This is a genomic window from Shewanella halifaxensis HAW-EB4, from assembly GCF_000019185.1.
GTDB classification, from domain to species: Bacteria; Pseudomonadota; Gammaproteobacteria; order Enterobacterales; family Shewanellaceae; genus Shewanella; species Shewanella halifaxensis.
This window is the reverse complement of the sequence record NC_010334.1, coordinates 2,138,171-2,157,532: the sequence shown is the minus strand read 5'-3', so window position 1 is coordinate 2,157,532 and position 19,362 is coordinate 2,138,171. Positions and strand designations below refer to the sequence as shown.

17 protein-coding genes are annotated in these 19,362 nt (G+C 39.1%); 9 read left to right on the top strand and 8 right to left on the bottom strand.

What is annotated here, in order from left to right; translation table 11 throughout:
* Positions 1 to 185: 185 nt before the first annotated feature.
* Positions 186 to 2,099 carry a biosynthetic arginine decarboxylase gene (speA, locus tag SHAL_RS09340; RefSeq protein WP_012276901.1) on the bottom strand — a complete coding sequence of 638 codons (1,914 nt, stop codon included), beginning with the start codon at positions 2,097 to 2,099 and terminating at the stop codon, positions 186 to 188.
* A 632-nt stretch (positions 2,100 to 2,731) separates the two neighbouring features.
* Between speA and SHAL_RS09335 the strand changes: the two genes are divergently transcribed.
* The 4 genes from SHAL_RS09335 (at position 2,732) to SHAL_RS09320 (ending at position 6,177) form a co-directional block, all read left to right on the top strand.
* Positions 2,732 to 3,565, top strand: coding sequence for a CvfB family protein (locus tag SHAL_RS09335; RefSeq protein ID WP_012276900.1), 834 nt, complete (start codon positions 2,732 to 2,734; stop codon positions 3,563 to 3,565).
* Between the two features lie 119 nt (positions 3,566 to 3,684).
* Positions 3,685 to 4,332 carry a YceH family protein gene (locus SHAL_RS09330; RefSeq protein WP_012276899.1) on the top strand — a complete coding sequence of 216 codons (648 nt, stop codon included), beginning with the start codon at positions 3,685 to 3,687 and terminating at the stop codon, positions 4,330 to 4,332.
* 139 nt (positions 4,333 to 4,471) lie between these two features.
* A complete protein-coding gene (locus SHAL_RS09325) occupies positions 4,472 to 5,281 on the top strand; it encodes an ABC transporter permease (protein ID WP_012276898.1) in 810 nt (269 codons plus the stop codon).
* The gene (locus tag SHAL_RS09320) at positions 5,278 to 6,177 is read left to right on the top strand and encodes an ABC transporter ATP-binding protein (RefSeq protein WP_012276897.1); all 900 of its coding nucleotides are present in this window, start codon (positions 5,278 to 5,280) and stop codon (positions 6,175 to 6,177) included. Before SHAL_RS09325 ends, SHAL_RS09320 begins: the two co-directional genes overlap by 4 nt.
* A 980-nt stretch (positions 6,178 to 7,157) precedes the next feature.
* Here the strand turns inward: SHAL_RS09320 and SHAL_RS09315 are convergent.
* Together SHAL_RS09315 and rlmA are read right to left on the bottom strand one after the other, a co-directional pair.
* Positions 7,158 to 7,364 (bottom strand): cold-shock protein, encoded by a 207-nt coding sequence (locus SHAL_RS09315; protein ID WP_012155714.1) that lies wholly within the window; start codon positions 7,362 to 7,364, stop codon positions 7,158 to 7,160.
* Between the two features lie 304 nt (positions 7,365 to 7,668).
* Positions 7,669 to 8,475, bottom strand: a complete 807-nt coding sequence (gene rlmA / locus SHAL_RS09310) for a 23S rRNA (guanine(745)-N(1))-methyltransferase (RefSeq protein WP_012276895.1) — start codon at positions 8,473 to 8,475, stop codon at positions 7,669 to 7,671.
* Between the two features lie 575 nt (positions 8,476 to 9,050).
* On the opposite strand from rlmA, the gene SHAL_RS09305 reads away from it, so the two are divergent.
* Positions 9,051 to 9,893, top strand: coding sequence for a hypothetical protein (locus SHAL_RS09305; RefSeq protein ID WP_041415939.1), 843 nt, complete (start codon positions 9,051 to 9,053; stop codon positions 9,891 to 9,893).
* A 670-nt stretch (positions 9,894 to 10,563) separates the two neighbouring features.
* Here the strand turns inward: SHAL_RS09305 and SHAL_RS09300 are convergent.
* From SHAL_RS09300 to SHAL_RS09285, 4 genes are read right to left on the bottom strand one after another with little or no spacing between them, the layout of a single operon-like run.
* Positions 10,564 to 11,634, bottom strand: coding sequence for an SAVED domain-containing protein (locus SHAL_RS09300; protein ID WP_012276893.1), 1,071 nt, complete (start codon positions 11,632 to 11,634; stop codon positions 10,564 to 10,566).
* Between the two features lie 12 nt (positions 11,635 to 11,646).
* On the bottom strand, positions 11,647 to 12,102 hold the full coding sequence (locus SHAL_RS09295; protein ID WP_041415937.1) for a Mov34/MPN/PAD-1 family protein: 456 nt from the start codon (positions 12,100 to 12,102) through the stop codon (positions 11,647 to 11,649).
* Between the two features lie 5 nt (positions 12,103 to 12,107).
* Positions 12,108 to 13,832 (bottom strand): ThiF family adenylyltransferase, encoded by a 1,725-nt coding sequence (locus SHAL_RS09290; protein WP_012276891.1) that lies wholly within the window; start codon positions 13,830 to 13,832, stop codon positions 12,108 to 12,110.
* Positions 13,829 to 14,866: a nucleotidyltransferase domain-containing protein gene (locus SHAL_RS09285; RefSeq protein ID WP_012276890.1), complete on the bottom strand. Its 1,038-nt coding sequence runs from the start codon at positions 14,864 to 14,866 to the stop codon at positions 13,829 to 13,831. Before SHAL_RS09285 ends, SHAL_RS09290 begins: the two co-directional genes overlap by 4 nt.
* 291 nt (positions 14,867 to 15,157) lie before the next feature.
* Here SHAL_RS09285 and SHAL_RS09280 point away from each other — a divergent pair, with 291 nt between their 5' ends.
* Positions 15,158 to 15,715: a recombinase family protein gene (locus tag SHAL_RS09280; protein WP_012276889.1), complete on the top strand. Its 558-nt coding sequence runs from the start codon at positions 15,158 to 15,160 to the stop codon at positions 15,713 to 15,715.
* A gap of 148 nt (positions 15,716 to 15,863) precedes the next feature.
* The gene (locus SHAL_RS23055; protein WP_150102077.1) at positions 15,864 to 16,052 is read left to right on the top strand and encodes a helix-turn-helix transcriptional regulator; all 189 of its coding nucleotides are present in this window, start codon (positions 15,864 to 15,866) and stop codon (positions 16,050 to 16,052) included.
* A gap of 397 nt (positions 16,053 to 16,449) precedes the next feature.
* Here SHAL_RS23055 and SHAL_RS09275 read toward each other — a convergent pair whose 3' ends face one another.
* Positions 16,450 to 17,487, bottom strand: coding sequence for a hypothetical protein (locus tag SHAL_RS09275; protein WP_012276888.1), 1,038 nt, complete (start codon positions 17,485 to 17,487; stop codon positions 16,450 to 16,452).
* A gap of 339 nt (positions 17,488 to 17,826) precedes the next feature.
* Here SHAL_RS09275 and SHAL_RS23425 point away from each other — a divergent pair, with 339 nt between their 5' ends.
* Together SHAL_RS23425 and SHAL_RS09265 are read left to right on the top strand one after the other, a co-directional pair.
* Positions 17,827 to 18,696: an HNH endonuclease gene (locus tag SHAL_RS23425; protein WP_012276887.1), complete on the top strand. Its 870-nt coding sequence runs from the start codon at positions 17,827 to 17,829 to the stop codon at positions 18,694 to 18,696.
* Positions 18,647 to 19,003, top strand: a complete 357-nt coding sequence (locus SHAL_RS09265; RefSeq protein ID WP_012276886.1) for a nucleotide pyrophosphohydrolase — start codon at positions 18,647 to 18,649, stop codon at positions 19,001 to 19,003. Before SHAL_RS23425 ends, SHAL_RS09265 begins: the two co-directional genes overlap by 50 nt.
* Positions 19,004 to 19,362 lie beyond the last annotated feature (359 nt).

Below are 19,362 nucleotides of genomic sequence, written 5' to 3'. Positions count from 1 at the left end.
GTTAACTATAATAAATGCCTTTTTATCTGCATGAAACAAATTGAGACTAATACAGATACTTTGGCTAACAAACACGTTTGGTACTGACTAAAAATAAAACCAGCTTCAAGCGAACTTAAAGCTGGTTATAGCAAACAGGCTATTTTTACCCTAGTGACAACGCTTACGCGTTGCTCACCACTTTGTTAAGAGAAGTCTTCTAGATAAGTGTAGCCCTTAAGGCCTAGCTGCAATTCTTCTAGAATATTAGCACGCTCATCTTCTGCGATATGCTTATTAACGAGCTCCTCATAGGTTCTCATAAACGATACAGCATCTAGGTTTACATAGCGCAGCACGTCAGCAACCGTATCACCAGCGAGTACTGACTCAACATTAGTGCGCGCATCTTCATCTAAACGTACAACTGCCGAGTTAGTGTCGCCAAATAAGTTATGCATGTCACCCAAGATCTCTTGATATGCACCAACAAGGAAGAAGCCTATCAGATATGGACTCTCTTGCGTCCAAGCAGGTACTGGCAGTGTTGTTTCAATACCTTGACCGTCAACATATTGATCGATTGTACCGTCTGAGTCACAAGTAATGTCTAACATTACCGCTCTGCTCTCTGGCGCCTTATCTAAACCAGACAAAGGCATCACAGGGAATACCTGATCAATACCCCAAGCATCAGGTAGAGATTGGAACAAAGAGAAGTTAACAAAGAACTTATCGGCTAACTTTTCATTTAACTCGTCGATAATCGGTCTATGGAAGCGATACTTAGCACTCATGCTGCCTTGTAGCTCATAACAGACGCGCAAGTTAACTTGCTCTGCCCACGCGCGCTCAGCAAGACCTACCTGGCCAACAGCAAACAGCGAATGCACTTCTGTTAAATCACTCTGACAGTCATGGAAGATCTCAATTAGCGCACGCTGATCAGCTTTACCACTGACTTCAACCCAAGACTGCCACATATTGTGCAGTAACTGAGGCGCATCTTCAGCTGGCGGTTGAATATCTTCTGGCTTATACGCTTCAGTACCAATCACGTCAGTTAGCAATACCGCGTGATGTGCAGTCAAGTAACGGCCAGACTCAGAGATAATTCTCGGCATCGGCTGCTCATATTCTTTGCACATATCGGTCAACACACTGACGATATTGTTGGCGTACTCGGTCAGGCCGTAGTTCATTGAATGGCTACTTTGGCTTCGAGTACCATCATAATCAACCGCTAGACCACCGCCGACATCGAAACACTTAACGTTTGCACCAAGCTTCATCAGTTCACAATAGAAACGGCCCGCTTCACTCACCCCTTGGCGAATATCGCGGATATTGGCGATTTGCGAACCTAAATGGAAATGCAGTAGCTCTAACGAATCAAGCATATTTTCTTGCTTGAGAGAGGTAATCACTTGTAATACTTGAGCAGCACTCAGGCCAAACTTAGACTTCTCGCCACCGCTTGCCTGCCATTTCCCCTTGCCTTGGAACGCAAGACGCACGCGCAGACCGAGGCGAGGTGTAACACCTAGCTCTTTAGCTTGCTCAAGTACGACTTTAAGCTCAGATATTTTTTCAAGGACGATATATACCTTGTGACCCAGCTTTTCACCTATCAATGCAAGTCGAATGTACTCTTTATCTTTGTAACCATTACAAATGATGACAGAGCTCGCCTTTTGTGCCATCGCCAAAACAGCCATTAGCTCAGGCTTACTACCCGCTTCTAGACCTAGCTGTGGCACTTCTTTTTCTACTTGGCTAGCAAGGATCTCTTCAACAACCGTTTGCTGTTGGTTTACTTTAATCGGGTATACCAGCAAGTAATCATTTTCATATTGATACTTTTGAATCGCCTGATTAAATGCCTGACACAGACTATTTACTCTATGATGTAAAATTTGCGGAAAACGAACCAGAACAGGTAAAGCCACGCCCGACTTAACCATGTCTTTTGCCATTTCGTTTAAACCAATCTTACATTCTGGGCGGCTTGGATCCGGTGACACAGTCACTTCTCCATCATCGCTAATGCCGTAAAGTCCTTGGCTCCAGTGATTTACGTTATAACTTGCGCGTGCATCATCAATAGACCAATTGCTCATATTTGTCCTAACCTGTCTATTTAACTCAATTAAGCTGACTGAATCACTATGGTTACAATCAACTTGCGAATATTTTAATCAGTAAATTCTGATCGACCTACTAAAGTATAAAATGTTTAAGTACACCCTTCTACAGCGTCGCAATGTGCATCTTCTGGAGGGGTAGCTTACTCAACATTAAAGTCACCTCATGAAAAACAGAGATCACTTCAAATTCTTATGATGTAATGAATGTATGCCTTTAAATTTAGCATGTAAAACCTAATCCATAAAAATCTATTTGTTACTTTAAGTCTCACCTAACCGCTGAAAGGTATTTTTTTAAATGAGAGCACGAATGACGCACTTTTCTCACTGATTTTTTTGCGGCGCAATTAAACCTTGAGACTCATGATAATGCAATACTCATAACTGCATTTAGTGGTAATTAATCGCTAATTTATTATCTCCTTACAACAGGGTGATAACATTGAGTGGCATTTATCCCCCTAATCGTGATAAACGCCCTATTTTGATTACAGCAAAATGCGAGCTTTTGAGCATTAGTTTCAACGGGCTAAAGCATATTGAAACGTTTTCCACTATAATCGCAGCTGAAATTAATCGTTACTGTTTTTAAAGTAGAGAACATCATGATCCAGATAGGTAAAACCTGTAAGCTCGAAGTCGTCAAACAAGTTGATTTTGGTGTCTATTTAGACGCAAAAGAGATGGGCCAGGTACTTCTTCCTCGTAAATCTGTGCCGAAGGACTGCCGAGTTGGCGATCTGGTTAATGTATTTCTCTATTTAGACTCAGAAGACATGATCATTGCCACTACAAGCCGTCCATACGCACAAGTGGGTCAATTTGCCTATTTGGAAGCTAAAGAAAACGGCCCATATGGTACGTTTTTAGATTGGGGCTTAGAAAAAGACTTATTATTACCTTTTGGTGAGCAACACCGAGAGATTGAAGTTGGAAAATCATATCTAGTCTATATTTACACTAGCCATGTAGATGACCGAATTGTTGCGTCTGCAAAAGTCGATAAGTTTCTTGATCTGACACAGCCAACATTCCGCGTAGATGAAGAAGTTAATCTTATCATTGGTGGCACTACCGATCTAGGCTACAAAGCCATTATCAATAACACCCATTGGGGCGTACTGTATAAGAACGAGGTCTATACTCGTTTAAGCTTTGGCCAAAAACTAAAAGGCTTCATTAAGCGTATGAGAAGTGATGGTAAAATAGACCTGATCTTGCAAAAAGGCGCAAAAGAAGAACTTGATAAGCATTCAGTTACTATCATGATTAAGCTTAAACAGGCTGGCGGTTTCCTACCATTAAACGATAAAACGGATGCCGATATCATTTACTCACAGCTTTCGATGAGTAAAAAAGCCTTTAAAAAGAGTATCGGTGGCCTATATAAAAGCAAGCAGATCACCATCTCTCCAGATGGGATCCGCCTAGCAGACTAAACTAAACGCAGATATTGCTCATAAACCCAGCAACTGCATAGTTAAGCCCGCTAAACCACCTTTGCATTAAAGCATGGCTCTGTTATAACAAAGCCATGCTTTTTTATTAAGAGGTTAATATGGAACTGACTCCACATGAAGCGCGCGTTATTGGGGTATTACTCGAAAAAGAGATCACCACGCCAGAGCAATACCCACTTTCTCTCAACAGTTTAACCTCTGGCTGTAATCAAAAAACTAGCCGTGAGCCTGTTCTTAGCCTCAGTGAATCTGAGGTACAAAATACCTTAGATGACCTCACTAAAAAAAGACTGATTTCAGAACAATCAGGCTTCGGTAGCCGAGTGGTAAAATACAAGCATCGTTTTTGTAATACCGAGTTTAGCGATCTACAGCTTAAATCTTCCGAGCTTGCCGTTGTTTGCCTTCTATTACTCAGAGGACCACAAACTCCCGGTGAACTCAGAACTCGAAGTAATCGACTACATGAGTTTCATGATGTCAGTGAAGTTGAAGCGACATTAAATGAACTCCAAAGACGAGAGTCCCCTCTTGTCATGCTATTAGCTAAAGAGCCTGGCAAGCGTGAAGCTCGCTACCGTCAACTGTTTACTGAGGTCGATGACACCGAAATACAATCAACGCCCGCCCAAAGCACAGAGTATTCAATCACTCAGCATGCCAGTGGGCTTGAAGCTAGAGTCAACACGCTTGAGCAACAAGTGGCTGAGTTAACAGAACAGATCAAGCATCTGCTAGATAGATAAGCTTTTAACGATTAACTATCTATCATGTTAATTTACGAGGTTAAGGTTAACGCATTTAAGCAATAGGTGTTAACCTGACCCCTTCTACCGCTCTTAACAATAAGGGATTAGTTTGCAAAACAGCCCCCAAAAAAATAGCATGCTTCGAAATACGTTTTTACTCGCACAATTTGAAGTCAAAAAGATGCTATTCAACCCAAGAGGATTAATCGCTCTTGTCGCATTCGCTCTCGTTTGGCTACTGATCTTGCTCTACCCTATCAGTGGTGCATCAAGCTTTTTAATTAATCCTGATTTTAAAGGACTAATAGAAGGGATCTTTGGCCAGCAAGTCGTTAGTGAACTCTTTAAATGGCCGGTAGCCGAAATGGCCGTCTACTGGATTGCAGCGCTTTATATCTTTCCTCTTTTCAGCATTTTTGTGTCTGCGGACCAGTTTGCTACAGATAAGTCCCGAGGAACATTTCGCTTTTTAACCCTCAGAGTGGGTCGAGATAGCCTTTTCTTTGGCCGTTTTCTCGGTCATATGGCTTTACAGAGCTTGCTTCTCGTCTTAACTGTCATCGCGACTATTGTGTTAGCCATTAGCAGAGATGCGAGTTTACTCATACCCGCGCTGTTTTCAGGACTCATCGTCACCCTTAATTTGATTATAGTGTTGCTACCCTATACTGCATTAATGGCAATTCTATCTCTTTATGCCAGCTCAGCACGCCAAGCAACCATCTATGCAATCTTAGTCTGGGCAGCGATGTCTATTAGCATTGCGATTATCAATAACTACTTACCTATTATTAGTGAGTTAAAGTGGCTTCTTCCTGGCTCACAAATTTCGTTAATGATCAATACTCAAGGGTTTAGCAGCTTTATGTATGCTCCAGTGCCATTAATCCAAGCCGCTGTGCTGTTATTTTTAGGCAAAATGTACATCAATAGGAGCGCACTATGAGTTTAATTAACTGCAAAGGTCTATCTAAGTCCTACGGCAATAAACAAGCGCTAAAACAAGTTGATATCACACTCGATGCTGGCCGTCCTATTGCTCTTGTTGGCCCTAATGGTGCAGGTAAAACCACGCTGTTTAGCCTGTTGTGCGGCTATATCACGCCAACGTCAGGAGAAGTGTCGTTATTAGGTCACAAGCCTGGTAGCCCCGAACTACTTGGGCGTATTGCGTCACTACCACAAGATGCTGCGCTTGACCCTAATCTTGATGTCGTCACTCAGCTAACCTTTTTTGCTACCTTGCAAGGTTATGCTAAAAAAGAGGCAAAAGCGGAAGCGCTACGCGTGTTGTCTTTAGTTGATCTTGCCGATAGCGCACAACAAAAGCCCAAGTCATTAAGCCATGGCATGTCAAAGCGTGTGTCTATTGCTCAAGCGCTTATTGGCTCGCCAGAACTGGTGTTACTCGACGAGCCTACGGCGGGTTTAGATCCAGCAAATGCAAAGAAAATCCGCGAACTCGTTAAAGCACTCTCTGATAAAACGACTTTTGTCATTAGCTCACACAATTTGGATGAGCTTGAAAAGCTATGTGATCAAGTACTTTATCTTGAGCAGGGCCTACTCAGCCAATCGGTCTCTATGAATGAGTCTCAGCATGAGGATTATTTAACGCTGACGATGCAGCAATGTGAACCAAGCTCACTTATCGAAGCGGTATTAGACTTAGCAGATATCACCTCGATAGAGGAGCGTCAATCTAATCAGTTCCTTATCAAGCATAATAGCGAAGAGATCTATGCAATAGAGATGGCTTTGCTCAGCCTGTTTAAGCAGCGTAACTGGCAATATAAAGCTATTTTGAAAGGAAGAACCTTAGAAGAGAAGCTTTTCTCCTAGTGAGTTTGTCACTAGCTATATCATTAAACGGTGCATTAGGCGCCGTTTTTTTATAGGCTCTTTTGCATAGGGCTCTTTTTATAGCACCTTTGTTATTGCCATTTTTCTTTCATCCGTCCGCATCACTTCTGTTGTATTCAAATATTGCGTACCCCGTTACTAATCAACAAGAGTCTTACCGTTTTTTTAATTTAAGCCGCAGTGATGATGTTAGTCGGTTGAAAATCAATTTTCCCTGCTCGACAGATGCTTATACCAATCAGTATAAAGAATTGGTCGCTCAGCGAGAGTTTAGCGGTTATGAGGCAAGGCAACGAGTGAAGAGCATAGTTGTTCTACGGTTAAGCTCGTTAACACAGCATCAGAATCGCTAAAACTCGCCATTCTGGAGCGTTTTTGGCTGCCTACTTCTGCGTTGAACGGCTTCACAAGGGAACAACCATTCTTTCAGCTATTCGCCTTGAATTAGTTTGCCAAAAACCGCTCTGAGTAGATCAACTTCTTATACTGATTGGTATTACATTAAGTAACCAAACCTTCCCTTGTATCTTTGCCTTGTATAGAAGGTAATTGGTAAAGGTTCACGAGTACGATGACTGGATGCTCACTGAACCTTGAGTGATTGCTGATTGCTGATTGCTGATTGCTGATTGCTGATTGCTGATTGCTGATTGCTGATTGCTGATTGCTGATTGCTGATTGCTGATTGCTGATTGCTGATTGCTGATTGCTGATTGCTGATTGCTGATTAGGATAGAAGAGTCATAAAAATGCTAAGCAAGCTTTAGATAAAATGGAAGGTATATGATTAAATACTGAAGACTGACGTTACGAAATTTTAAATAACAAGGAGAAATTAACTGGGAGGGTACCAATCTATGGCACTCTATTTTCAAGATCCTTAAACGAAAAAAGAGCCGTGGTAAACCACGGCTCTTCAAAATTCTGTGTGATTAGCTAGTGCTAATCAAGCTGGTAACTTAAACTACAGTTACGTTCTCAGCTTGTGGGCCTTTTTGACCTTGAGTAACAGTAAACTGAACTTTTTGACCTTCGTCAAGAGTTTTGAAACCGTCAGAGTTGATAGCGCGGAAGTGTACGAATACGTCTGGACCAGACTCTTGCTCGATAAATCCGAAACCTTTATCAGAGTTGAACCACTTAACAACGCCAGTAACTTGAGACATAATATTGAATCCTGTAAATATAAATTAAAGCCTTAACGGCAGTAGAGCTGGAAAATGCCGGTTTACTTAATGTTAACAGGACGAACATTGTCGTATTGAACACATAAAAATAAGCCTAACCTTCAAGCTGCAACCACTATAAACCATTCTCATCATAAGTCAACACACATTCGCATCGTTATTTAGTATGTTTTTACTTATATTTCTAGAGCTTGCCAAATGGATCAAAAAATTAAATTCTATAAATTAAAACTCAACCACCAAGAATCGCTTAAAAAACAACCGACAAGCTGCACCCATTGATTTATAAGGCTCTGAAGACTTCGACCTTAAAATCTAACTCACAACTCAGACCTGATTTAGCTAACGCTAATTTTTGTTCTTCTGTTAACTTCCAGTTATAAGGTGTCATTTTTAAAAAGTGACCAATATCGGCAGCATCATCGAGCGTTAGCTCCTGCTCTATTCTCTCTTGATGGATTAACTCGAAGCCCTCAATTTGAGAAGAGTCCTCAGTATGCTCTTTAGGGTTATCATAGATAAGCTCTTTAAGTGCAAAGTGATGTCTCGGTCCAGCACAAACGGTAATTAAAATCCCGCCTGATTTGATTACCCGTTTAAGCTCTACATCTAATGATGGCGCGTAAATGCGTAGCATAAAGTCAAAACTATCATCAGGGAATGGCATATCAAATGCGCTTGCAACGCTGAATGAAATATTAGGGTAACGCTTAGCAGCATACTTAAGTGCTGATTTACTGATGTCTACACCATAAAGGCTAAAGTCACTCGGTAAGCTTTCTACTAGACGATCAGAATAGTAGCCTTCGCCGCAACCTATATCTAAACCAAAACGCGCACCTTCAAGGTACTCATTAGCGAGCTGGTTAACTTTATCGCTTAAGTCTTGATAATAACCCTTATTAAGAAATTCTCGTCTAGCGAACATCATCTCTTTGTTATCACCAGGATCGTTCGACTTCTTCTTTTGCACTGGTAACAGGTTTACGTAACCTTCTTTGGCGCAATCAAATCGGTGGTTTGACGGGCAACACCAAGTTTTATCTTCTTTAGATAAAGCTTGCTGGCATAAGGGGCAACGGTAAATCATGTATTCATCTCCGAAAGGCCACGGTTAAACGCTCTACTTAAGTAACACGTAAAAGATGGCCAGATATTAATTTGTCAAACGCAGACCTAGGAACTGACTCGCAAACAAAACAACAAGGTTTTGGCTAGAGTCTACAAAAGCTAACTCTGTATAATTTGTGTAAATTATATCATCAGCATGATTAGCCTTCGTTTTGAATTTATGCAGAACGTTAAGTTGTCGCCAACTACACTGCAAAGCTCCTAAGATTAAAAAAACGAGTAAAATAATTTCGTTATAGCAGATCTAAAAAAACGGGTATTCTACTGCGCCAACCGATTTCGATCCAGTTGATAAAACTGCTGCAAACTCCAGCAAAGTACTTAAGCTGTACTCAGTAAACTAAGACATTAACGCTGTGGCAGTGCTATGATAACCACAATTATTGCTTGTGATAGTCACTAAATTTATGTCTGCAAATAACCAACCAACCCTCTTCTGGCACGATTATGAGACCCCCTTATAAACAAAGGGGGGTATACGATCACAGTAATAATATGCACACATAAATGTACACAAAAGTAGGTTTCTAAAAAGTGATTATTAACAACGCGGATGACACAACTCTTTCTGACTTAGAATATTTTTCCACTTTAGACCGATACAATGCACAGAAACACCTCAACAGCCTCATAAATCAAGTGAAGCTTGATGTTGAACAAACAGTAGATAAAGACATAAAACTAGGGCTTATAGAGGATGTAGCTTACCCTGTAATCAAACAAAAAATTAACCAGTTAATTAAAGATGAAATAGCCTCAATACGTAGCAAATACAAACTTCCCGAACCCGTTCACCCTGACTGGTATTTCTCAGAAGAAACAATTAGATCGATAGTAGTAGATGTGTTAGAGGGTATAACTCCCAAAGATGCACTAGAAAGAACTATAGGAAAGCCCCTAGCGATAGATAAGTCTGTTCTTATCACTAGTGAGTTTATTAATGTTGCAAAATCAAGACGACACAATTCAACTCTAAGCGTTTTAACTAGCCTGCGTAATCACTCAGTAACACAAGCCCTTAGTAATCATAATTACTGGAAAAAGCACATGCTTGAGTACTACAGTTTAGGCAAATTCTACGACTGTCTCACAAAGATCCAAACAGCTAGAAAGCAAACGAAGACGAACGAAGCGAATAGGTTAGCTACAATAAAATTAAAAACTGCTGAAAAAACGATTAAAACACTAACAACTACAAATGAGTTATTAACTAAGCAGCTTCAACCGAAAAAAGCATTCAACTGTAAGTGTTGGCATGAGGAGGCTATAAGACTGAAATACGAAGAGAAGCTGACACCGACACAGATTTTCAGAAGACTGAATGACCCAACCTTAAATGCAATAAAATCGTATCTGTCCAAAAACAAGCTTAAATAGCTTTAATCGGTTTCTTTTGACACCCATGCCCCACCGAAAACCCCTTTAAAGACAGGAGAAGAATTTAATAAATCCTTAAGTTGATTAGAACCACTATACAAATGCAGTCTCAATCAATTGTTTTTGACAAAAACCTTGCCAGTAAAGTTGTAAGTTAAAACAAACTAACTAGGTCGTGAATACAGTTCCTTCTCCTTTAGTGATAAATAGATAAAAGGGTATCAAGCGATTCGAACTTGTTTAACATTGCATACGGCGGTTGAAATCAATCATTAAGAGCTACACAATAAGAAAGGAAAGCCTTAAAGGTTAAAATCAAATATAAGTTCTTCATGATAACAAATCTATACTGTCCCTATATATACAACTTAGCTTTAAGCAAGCACAGTCCTTCACTCTGACAATTATGCTCTCCCTCATATATGGCAATGATTTTGTATTAATACCAGCTAACATTAGACATCCTTAAACATCTAATTCATATAGGGGGTACGGGGTCCGTAACTTAAGCAATGCACCTTTAACTGATGGTTAGATTTTGAAAAAAATTACAGAAACCTGTATTTAATTTATGAATTTTTTTAGATCCAAGTACCAATTTGTAAACTGGTCTAACATACTCAGTATCGACTATGTCTTTAATCCATAGAGGCCATTGAACGAAAATGAATCACCGATAAACAGATGGCTCTGATGACTTTTCGTTAAATTTGATGCCCCAAGGGTACTTCATATCAGATTCTGAATTTACAAATTCATAGACAATACATGTAGGGTGGTTCTTTGTTATTTGTTGGCCCATAGCAAAATTGAAAGAAGCTTGAGCAGCGCAGAAGATATGGACCCTTCTTATCCCATCTGAAGTAAACTTATTCATAATTTCTCTAAATTCAGACTGAAAATTCTTTAGTTTTTCTATACTAGACATATTATCGTGCTTTGTAGAAGGCATACTTATAGATACATGCGAACCACCACCTATACGCTCCCCTAATGCACTTACATGCACGAAGAAAGATATTCCGAGTATAAGACACACTTCATCACTCTCATCTTTATATAAATCCCAATTTACTACAGGGTTGTTCGAATCATTAAAACCATCGACCTTGTACCAACCTTCATCTCGATTGTAATCCCAAAGGTTAATTTCAGACGTATTTCCAAGAGTGTATCCCGCTAAAAACCCCAATGGTACAGGAGGCATACCGCCATAATGAACATTGCTATCTCTAATACCCACTTGATTCTTCAAATTGTGTAAGGTTTTACTAAGACTAAATAGAGTTGTTTGGAGAGCAAGCTCCGCTTTAGTTACAACTCCATTTTCATAGCAGTCATTTAAATCTATTGGAAGGGAATCCGCTTTCCCCTCCTTTAAAGTTACTGCATTGATCAACGGTGAAGAAATACGCTCTCTTAATCCAATGTGTTCAATTACTATCTGGGATGTTTTCTTTCTTAACCTTATAATAGTAATGACTTCATAAACGAGTATCATAAAACCTACAAAGCCTATAAAAAGCAAAATACTGTTCAATATTAGTTCATTATCTGTTCTTTGATATGCCAAAGTAACCTTGTCACCAACTGATGACTCAACACCAAAAATAAAGTGGGTCATAGCTCTTCCGCCAAACCCTACTAACATCATTAAACGTGCAGAAAGAAAAACAACATTCCTAGGTCTAATTAGAAACTTGAAGCCTTGTTTAAACATCGAAATTAAAAAAATTCTCATTGAAAAATGATCCTAGATTGGCATTAACGCCTTAAAACCAAAAATACCTTTGGTGTAAATGTGTACCCTTTCTGTTCCAACTATTACAAAAAATAATCTCCTATCTAGATTATCCTTAATGCAATTTTTCCAATCTACCTTATCAATATCTGAAGGTACTGGTTTCTCCTGAGGGTGAGTATGCCAAGTACCAAGGTAAATCAATTGACCTTCACTATCTGAAAATGCTTTATCTACTGTAAGCTGGTGGCTTATATCCTTTAGAATAAAAGAACATCGAGTGCTACTATCTTCTGGTTTTGGAACTGTCACCGACTCAATCCAATACTCTTTTCTATCCTCTGAAGTCGATGCTATAAGAACACCAAATGCTTCATGTGTAGAAAATGAGATTTGCCTAGATGATAGCCAAATCTTAACGACATCATCATTAACATAAACAGTTACACCTGCACCTTTAAACTCCATATAAACTAATCCTGACAAATATCACAATATTCATTGTATAAGGGCTCTATAGATAAAGATTTAGTAAACATTTCATAGCGGTGATTTAACTTTAATCCTGCTTGCCTTGCATCACTATCATCACCTTTCCAGCTCACTTTGGATGAACATTCAAGCTTCCCAGTAAGATACTTAACAGCTAAGTCAGATGCCAGAATCGCAGTTTGGCCAGCACTAATAGAACTATAGGGCAGAAATAAATCACCACAGCCACCATGGTTTACTGTAATATTTTGATTGTTTTCAAAGAAATTAAGGTTAGAAGATAAACCACGACCCAGAGTTTCAGGATCAACATATGCACACCTTAAACACCCTTTAGAACCTGATATATCAAGGGTTGCATGCCCTCCTACACCGTAGCCTTCTACCCATGTATTTATAATAGGTACGTTAACTTTACTTTCAATAATAAAATCATGAAATATCCGTTCATGCGTAGGAGAGCCTATAGCTACGATTATTAAATCATAGGATTCCAATAGTTCTTTATTTCTTATATGTAACAATTCAAGCTCAGAAGAAGTTACAGATATAAATGGGTACTTAAACTCTAGGCTTAACTTCATCGACCAAGCTTTATTAGCCCCAATCCAATGATTTGGCAAAGTGTGACGATACAAGTTACTAATAGAAAGCTTATCTGGATCACTTATAGCCAAATTACCCACGCCAGAAGATGCCAAATTACCCGCTATTTCACAGCCAACTGAACCACATCCAATAAGTAATACGCGCTTAGAGACTAAAGATGTATCAGCTCCACTTCGAGGCATTACTAGCTGCTGATTAAAGAGTGTCACTTCGACAGCACTAATAACCCAATCCTTAAGTGCGTGAACTGTAATAGGAAGAGTTTTCTTTTTAGAAGATTTAAAATGCAAACAAAACCAAGTTCTCCCTGATGGTGTCATAGCATTAAAAACTAACCAGAATTCCGTATCTCTCCATTGCAACATATTCCGAGTAAAACTTTGTTGATCAACTGCTGATAAATTTTTAATCGCTTCTAGATACCAAGTGCCAATTTCATCAATATGAGTTGGAGCGGGAACTAAATCCTGTAATGGAATTATATATCCTCTTCGAGTTGACTTGGAACGCTCTTTAGATAAAGCGGAGCGCCGTATATAGGAATACTCAGCTAAGTCTTGTGTGCTTTCTGATATACCTAAATAAAATGAATCAAACCCTACAGAATGCCCCTTTTGGGGAGAGTAAACAGACATTACCTCTATGCTACCATCTACAGAGGTACAAACTAACTCATGCCCTTCCTTGGAACAAATTGCTTTCCAATTAGCATTAAACTCTCTTAAAAGCTCACTTTTATTCCAATCAGGATCCGTCAGCCCATGTGAGATAATGGATATATGTCTTTGTAAAGACTCTAGGATAGCTAAATGAGGTTGTTCGAAGTTAACCGATACAGAATCCCTATCGTTTACACAAACGTATCCTAACTCGTTCCCTTCAAAAGGTAAAACGTGGGCCAATACGCCAAACTGCCTAGGCTCCAAAAGTAAAAATACTGGAAGAACATTAAACTCATCTACATAAAAATGAATAAAGCTAACTTTGTGTCTACCGACATCAAAATCAACCTTAATGCATCCTTTGTTGAGATGTTTGTGGGTACAAACATCATACCCAGCTGTTTTAAGGTACGCTACAAGTTCATCGTAATTCATGCGCCTTGTGATGTCCCTACAGCACCAGCAGAAGAATACACTGCCTTCCTAATATTATTAGCACCTTTAGTATCATCAGGTATTTCGAAGTCATCACCAAATAACTTATTCAGAATTTGGCATTTCTTGGTATTGTCTGTTTCTGCAATAGCTTCATCAAGTTTACTCTTTAAGCTATTAAGTTTATTGCGTAATTGACTGCCTGTATTGGTGCTACTTCCATCAAAAATGTCTCTATAAGGCGCTTTAGGAAGCATGACTTGAACTTTATACTGGTCAACACCAATAAACCTGAAATAATTAGTGCTAATCACACTCGAAATTGTGTCTCTAAGTGCCTTTAAATCATCAGGGTAACCATCATCATCTAAAGCCCAGACGAAATCAGCTTTTAACATTACAGTTAAACCGATTGAATATACTTTCGATCTTACACTATCATCGGTAAACTTATGATCTCGCCACCTTTTCACATACCTAACAAGTCTATTGAATTGTTGTTGTTTTAACTCTGCTGAATTGCCATATGTAGAACTATCTTTGATCCAGCTTCTAAGTCCCTTAGGGTCTGAAATCGCCCATTCTCTGTTATCTTGATTTGAGTTAGCTTTACCGACAGCAAGCTCTAGAGTCCCGTTATTGTTCCTATATATAGGAAAGTCAATATGGAGGTTTTCACTTTTATAATCAGCCGTCACGCATGGTTTCTTAATCTTGGCGTTTTTGAAGCCTCTCTTTTCGAGAACGTCCAGAACTACTTTTTTAGGCTCGATTGGATTATCAGGTGAATCTTGGTAATCGATAACCACCGCACGGTCAATATCGAAATCACCATCTTTACTTTTAATCGCTGTATGAGTAGAAAAAGAGCCTTGAATGAAATCATCTACTACAGAGTACCCTTCATCCTTAAAAGCAGCCTTAACTGCAGCAGTAATGCTTGAATCTTTTATCTTGGCTGTAGAATATTCGGTGTCTGAATATCCAAGTTTTATCTTATCGTGAAATCCCTTAAAGCTTTTTTGAATACTCATTTTCCAATCCCATTCATGATTAACGTATATTCATTAAGTGGTGTTAATGAAGCTGTTTTTCAATGGGTTAAAAGTTTTTTTATTTGAAATTGACAATATTAGATCAGGCTAAAAAACAAGCAAGCCCAGCAATGGCGGGCGATTAGCCTGCAGTAACTTAATATAATTATCTCTATTATTTAACCACGCTTATCCGATAACCCTTAATCACTCTATCACATAGACTTTACAGACCTATACGATAGAGTTATCATTTAAGTCCTATATGATAGAGGAAGAAGGACAATCTCAATGCAATACATCTATGCTCGAACATCAACTAAAGACCAAAATGTTGATCAGCAGATCATCTACCTCCAATCTCGGTACAAGGCAGATAAGGTGTTCTCTGACAAATCTACAGGGAAATCACTAGATCGGCCTAGCTTCAATCAGTTACGTAATACTATCGCAAGGGGCGACTCAATCATCGTTCAAGATTTATCGCGTATTGGACGAAACACAATGGAGGTAATTAGCTTTGTTGAAGAGATGACTCAGAAAGGGGTTAGCATCAACATCGATGATCTTGGTCAAATAGATATCACCTCTTCAGCAGGAAAAATGGTGCTAACAACCTTAGCAGCGGTTGCAACTATGCAAAGAGAGCAAATGTTAGAGAAGCAAGCAATAGGAATTGAGACAGCTAAAAAAGAAGGTAAGTTCAAAGGAAAACAGCAAAGTCAGAAAACTATTGATAAATGTGAACAGGCACTAAAATACACTAGCAAAGGTTTATCTAAGGAAGCAGCAGCAAAGGCAGCTGGCGTGGGTATAGCCACCTTATATCGCTATATAAACCAACAATAACTCATTACTTTTATAAAACTTATTGAAACTAGCATCCGATACGAGTATTATCGCTAGCTTAAAATATATCAAACATGAACGTTGCGAAGCTTAGCTCCTTATTGCCTTCCCCTTTCATACTTATTTCAACTAAGTATATGGAGGCATCATGACTTCAGAATTTATCAGTATCAACGGCTTGTGTGAGCGATATAGCATTCGAAGAACGGCATGCTATGTATGGCGTAAAAAAGTAAACTTCCCCTCTCCAGTCACTCCAGCTAACTGTCATCCAAGGTGGAGAGAGTCTGACATTATGAAATGGGAAGAGCTGAACTTCTCTTCAATTGTCCACTAAACTCCCTATGTCACTAGAGCCCTATAACCTAGGGCTACTGAATTTTATCGTTTAACCTTATCTAGTGTTTTACCGTTCAGGAGCTTCAGTACCCGTGTCCATGATAATAGATAATGCTGAAGCCAATTCCCCTCATCAGCACAAGAGCATGCTTATACTCTTGCATTGAACAAGGAACTTAAGAGTTTAAAAAAAGCTCTTATCGCCAATAATTACGATCTTACCGTACGAGAGCTTGACGCCCAATTAATAGACGCTCAAAGCCAATTTGAGCAAGAAAACACCTTCGTTAAATTGCACCTGAACTCTATTTCACTTTAAATGAACTAGACATACTCACACGAGCAACGTTGACCAACGCTCAAACTAAAAATGAATTGCGGACAAAACTGAGAGGTTAAACCTTGTCATTGCTAGAGTCTTCCAGCTTTGACGTGTCAGCATCAGGTAACTCTAAATCTAATGACTTCAGGGACTCTTCAACTTTATTAACTTTCATTCTTTCAATCACTAAGTCCCAGAGTTTTTTTCTAGTTTCAAGATCAATGATGCCATCAAAGCCTAACTTTTGATTTCCAAATATCATCCCATATGCCAAAACCGTATATGTCTGCCAAGTATCAAGGCTCTCGGGCCCTACAAACGATTGGATAGTATTCCAAATCTCCCCAGGAGAATGAAACTGGGCTTTAGTCGTGATAGTGAGGTTATCTTGGCTCAAATAGCTGTCAAAAACCTGTTCAAAATTTGAAATTTCTTGTCGTTCTGAGAATTCCTTTCCAATCACTTCAACTTCATTAAGCAGTTTAAAAAATGAAGTAACACTATAGTTCTTAATATCTTTTTGGGTTCTTATATTAGCGGAAAGGTAAAGTTGGTTTTCAAACTTAAATGCAGGATAGATGGAATGATAAACTGCCTGCCAATTTTTATCTAAACAGAAAACAGTCTGGTTAGCTTTCAAGCTTTGCACTAACCCATAAGGCAAAAGCTTTCTTTTAACTAAAGGTCCCCATTGCACTTCTCGCCTAAGGTTATAATCCATATCGACGTAGTTATTAGTCTCCTCGTCATACGTAACACGGACAATACCTTTTTTGACATAGGGCTTTCCAAGTACCCGCCCATATCGAACCCCCGAACGGCCAACAGTTAGTACCCAATCACCTACTTTCATATCATAAATAAATGATTTTAATTGAGCTAGATGAACCGAAGCTCTTTGTCTTTTATTGTTTTTGGACAAATGGTAATTATGAAACCGTTCACTCAATTCAGCTAAGTCCGGAATATATGTATCTTGCTCAGCCACATTCAGACAATTTAGATGCCCAAGAGCTATAACTCCATTCTGTATAAAATGGTCGTAAAACTTTCCACTCTCAGCTCTAACTACCCAATATCGCCGACCTGCTGGCACTTCATAAATACTCATAGAATCCCTTATCCACATACAAAGACTGGCAAACAAACTTAATGTAATCATTTATTTACTTAGGTAGCTTACAATATGACATGCAAGCCAACAAGAGGGCTAGCTCAAATTTCAAACTATTATGTGAATCCACAATATACCAAGCTAAAGTCCCCCTCCGTATGTCTTAAGTCTTTCTAAAGCCGACATAAATCCAAGTAAGAATCCTTCAACGCTATCACTCTAAAGGTCATAATTATGACCTCAAGAAAGCATCTTATGCTGAATTTGTAAGTTATGACTATTCAAGATGCTGTTATTTATTTAATATAAACATATAGATAAAAATAAGGGTGCGTCATGATTTGGGCGATTTATGTATCGGATAAACCTCACTCGCGAGTTAACTTTCCAATTGGAATGAGCAATGGCATTTGGGGAGTGCACGAGAGTAAAAAGAAAACGATTAAGCGTATTGAGGCTAATGACTACGTTGTCTTTGTTTATTCTATTTCTTGGTTAAAAGCTGAAGGAACTCCACCCAAAGGCTTTTCTAGAGTAGGTAAAGATAAGTTAGACTTATTTAGAGGTAGTGTTCAGAAAATAATTTTCGGCAAAGTAACCCGAGCCTACTACCAAGACGAAAAGGAAGTTTGGCCTGATGATACGTATCCCCACCGCTTTAATTTCGAGATATTAGAGCGGCATGATAACGGCGTAATGTTTGGCACAGAGTTCTACCATTCATCATTTGTTGAAGCTGTTCGCTACTCAGCGTGTACTCAAGGTTCCATTACAGAAGTAAATGATATAAAAAACCTAACGCAGCTTAAAGGGGTATCTTCTGAGAATGTTGGTGATTACGGTGTTGATGAAGGGAAACCGATTTACAGAGTACATAAGACTAGGGAAAGAGACCCCAAGCTTACAAAAGACAAGAAGCAACAGGTACTGTCTATAACTGGTAAACTATGCTGTGAGATATGTAATTTTGACTTCTATGAATGCTACGGTGATTTAGGGCTTGGCTTTGCTGAATGTCATCATCTCGAACCATTAGCATTGAGAGAAAGTAATAAGAAAACAAAACTCGATGATTTAGCTATTTTATGCGCCAATTGCCACCGAATGATCCACTACCCAACCCAATGGCTATCAGTAGAGGAGCTAAAAGAAAAATATGAAAGACAAAGAAACAAGTCTATTGATAAATCAACTGAAAGAGTTTAACTCACAACGAGATTGGGCACAGTTCCACTCGCCTAAGAATTTAGCAATGGCATTGGCTGGAGAAGCTTCTGAGCTAATGAAGCACTTCCAATGGTTGACTGAAAAGCAATCGTATCTAGAGGCAAACTCTAAAACTTATCAAGAAGTACGAGAAGAACTAGCTGATGTTTACTTGTATCTTCTACAATTAAGTGACGTGTTAGGTATTGAGTTGCATAAAGCTGCTTCTGATAAATTGGAGGTCAACGAATCCAAGTATCCTGTTCATTTAAGCAAAGGGACAGCAAAGAAATACACAGATTTATAGGGTGCGGGAATACAAATGGACCATTCTAGCAACCACATCTCGAATTTCACATAATAAGTAACAGGTTGCTATAACCGTCATCAGCACACCGAAAAAGTAATGGTTTAATCATCGGTAGTAGAGTGTGAAAAATTATAAGGATGTGGCCAGATTTAGTTAATGTGTACTAGCTATCCCTCGGTCTTACACTTTTACTAAAGCAACTTGAGTAAATAACGTAATCAGCGTTTCTGCCTTCGCTAAGTTGCTTCTGTCGGATAGACGACATTTGTTACCAAGTGCCGCCCTCCGTGCAACTTTCACTGCATACGGCTCAAGTCTCCGCTAAGGCGTGCTCTGTTACCCAGCACCCGTTTTAC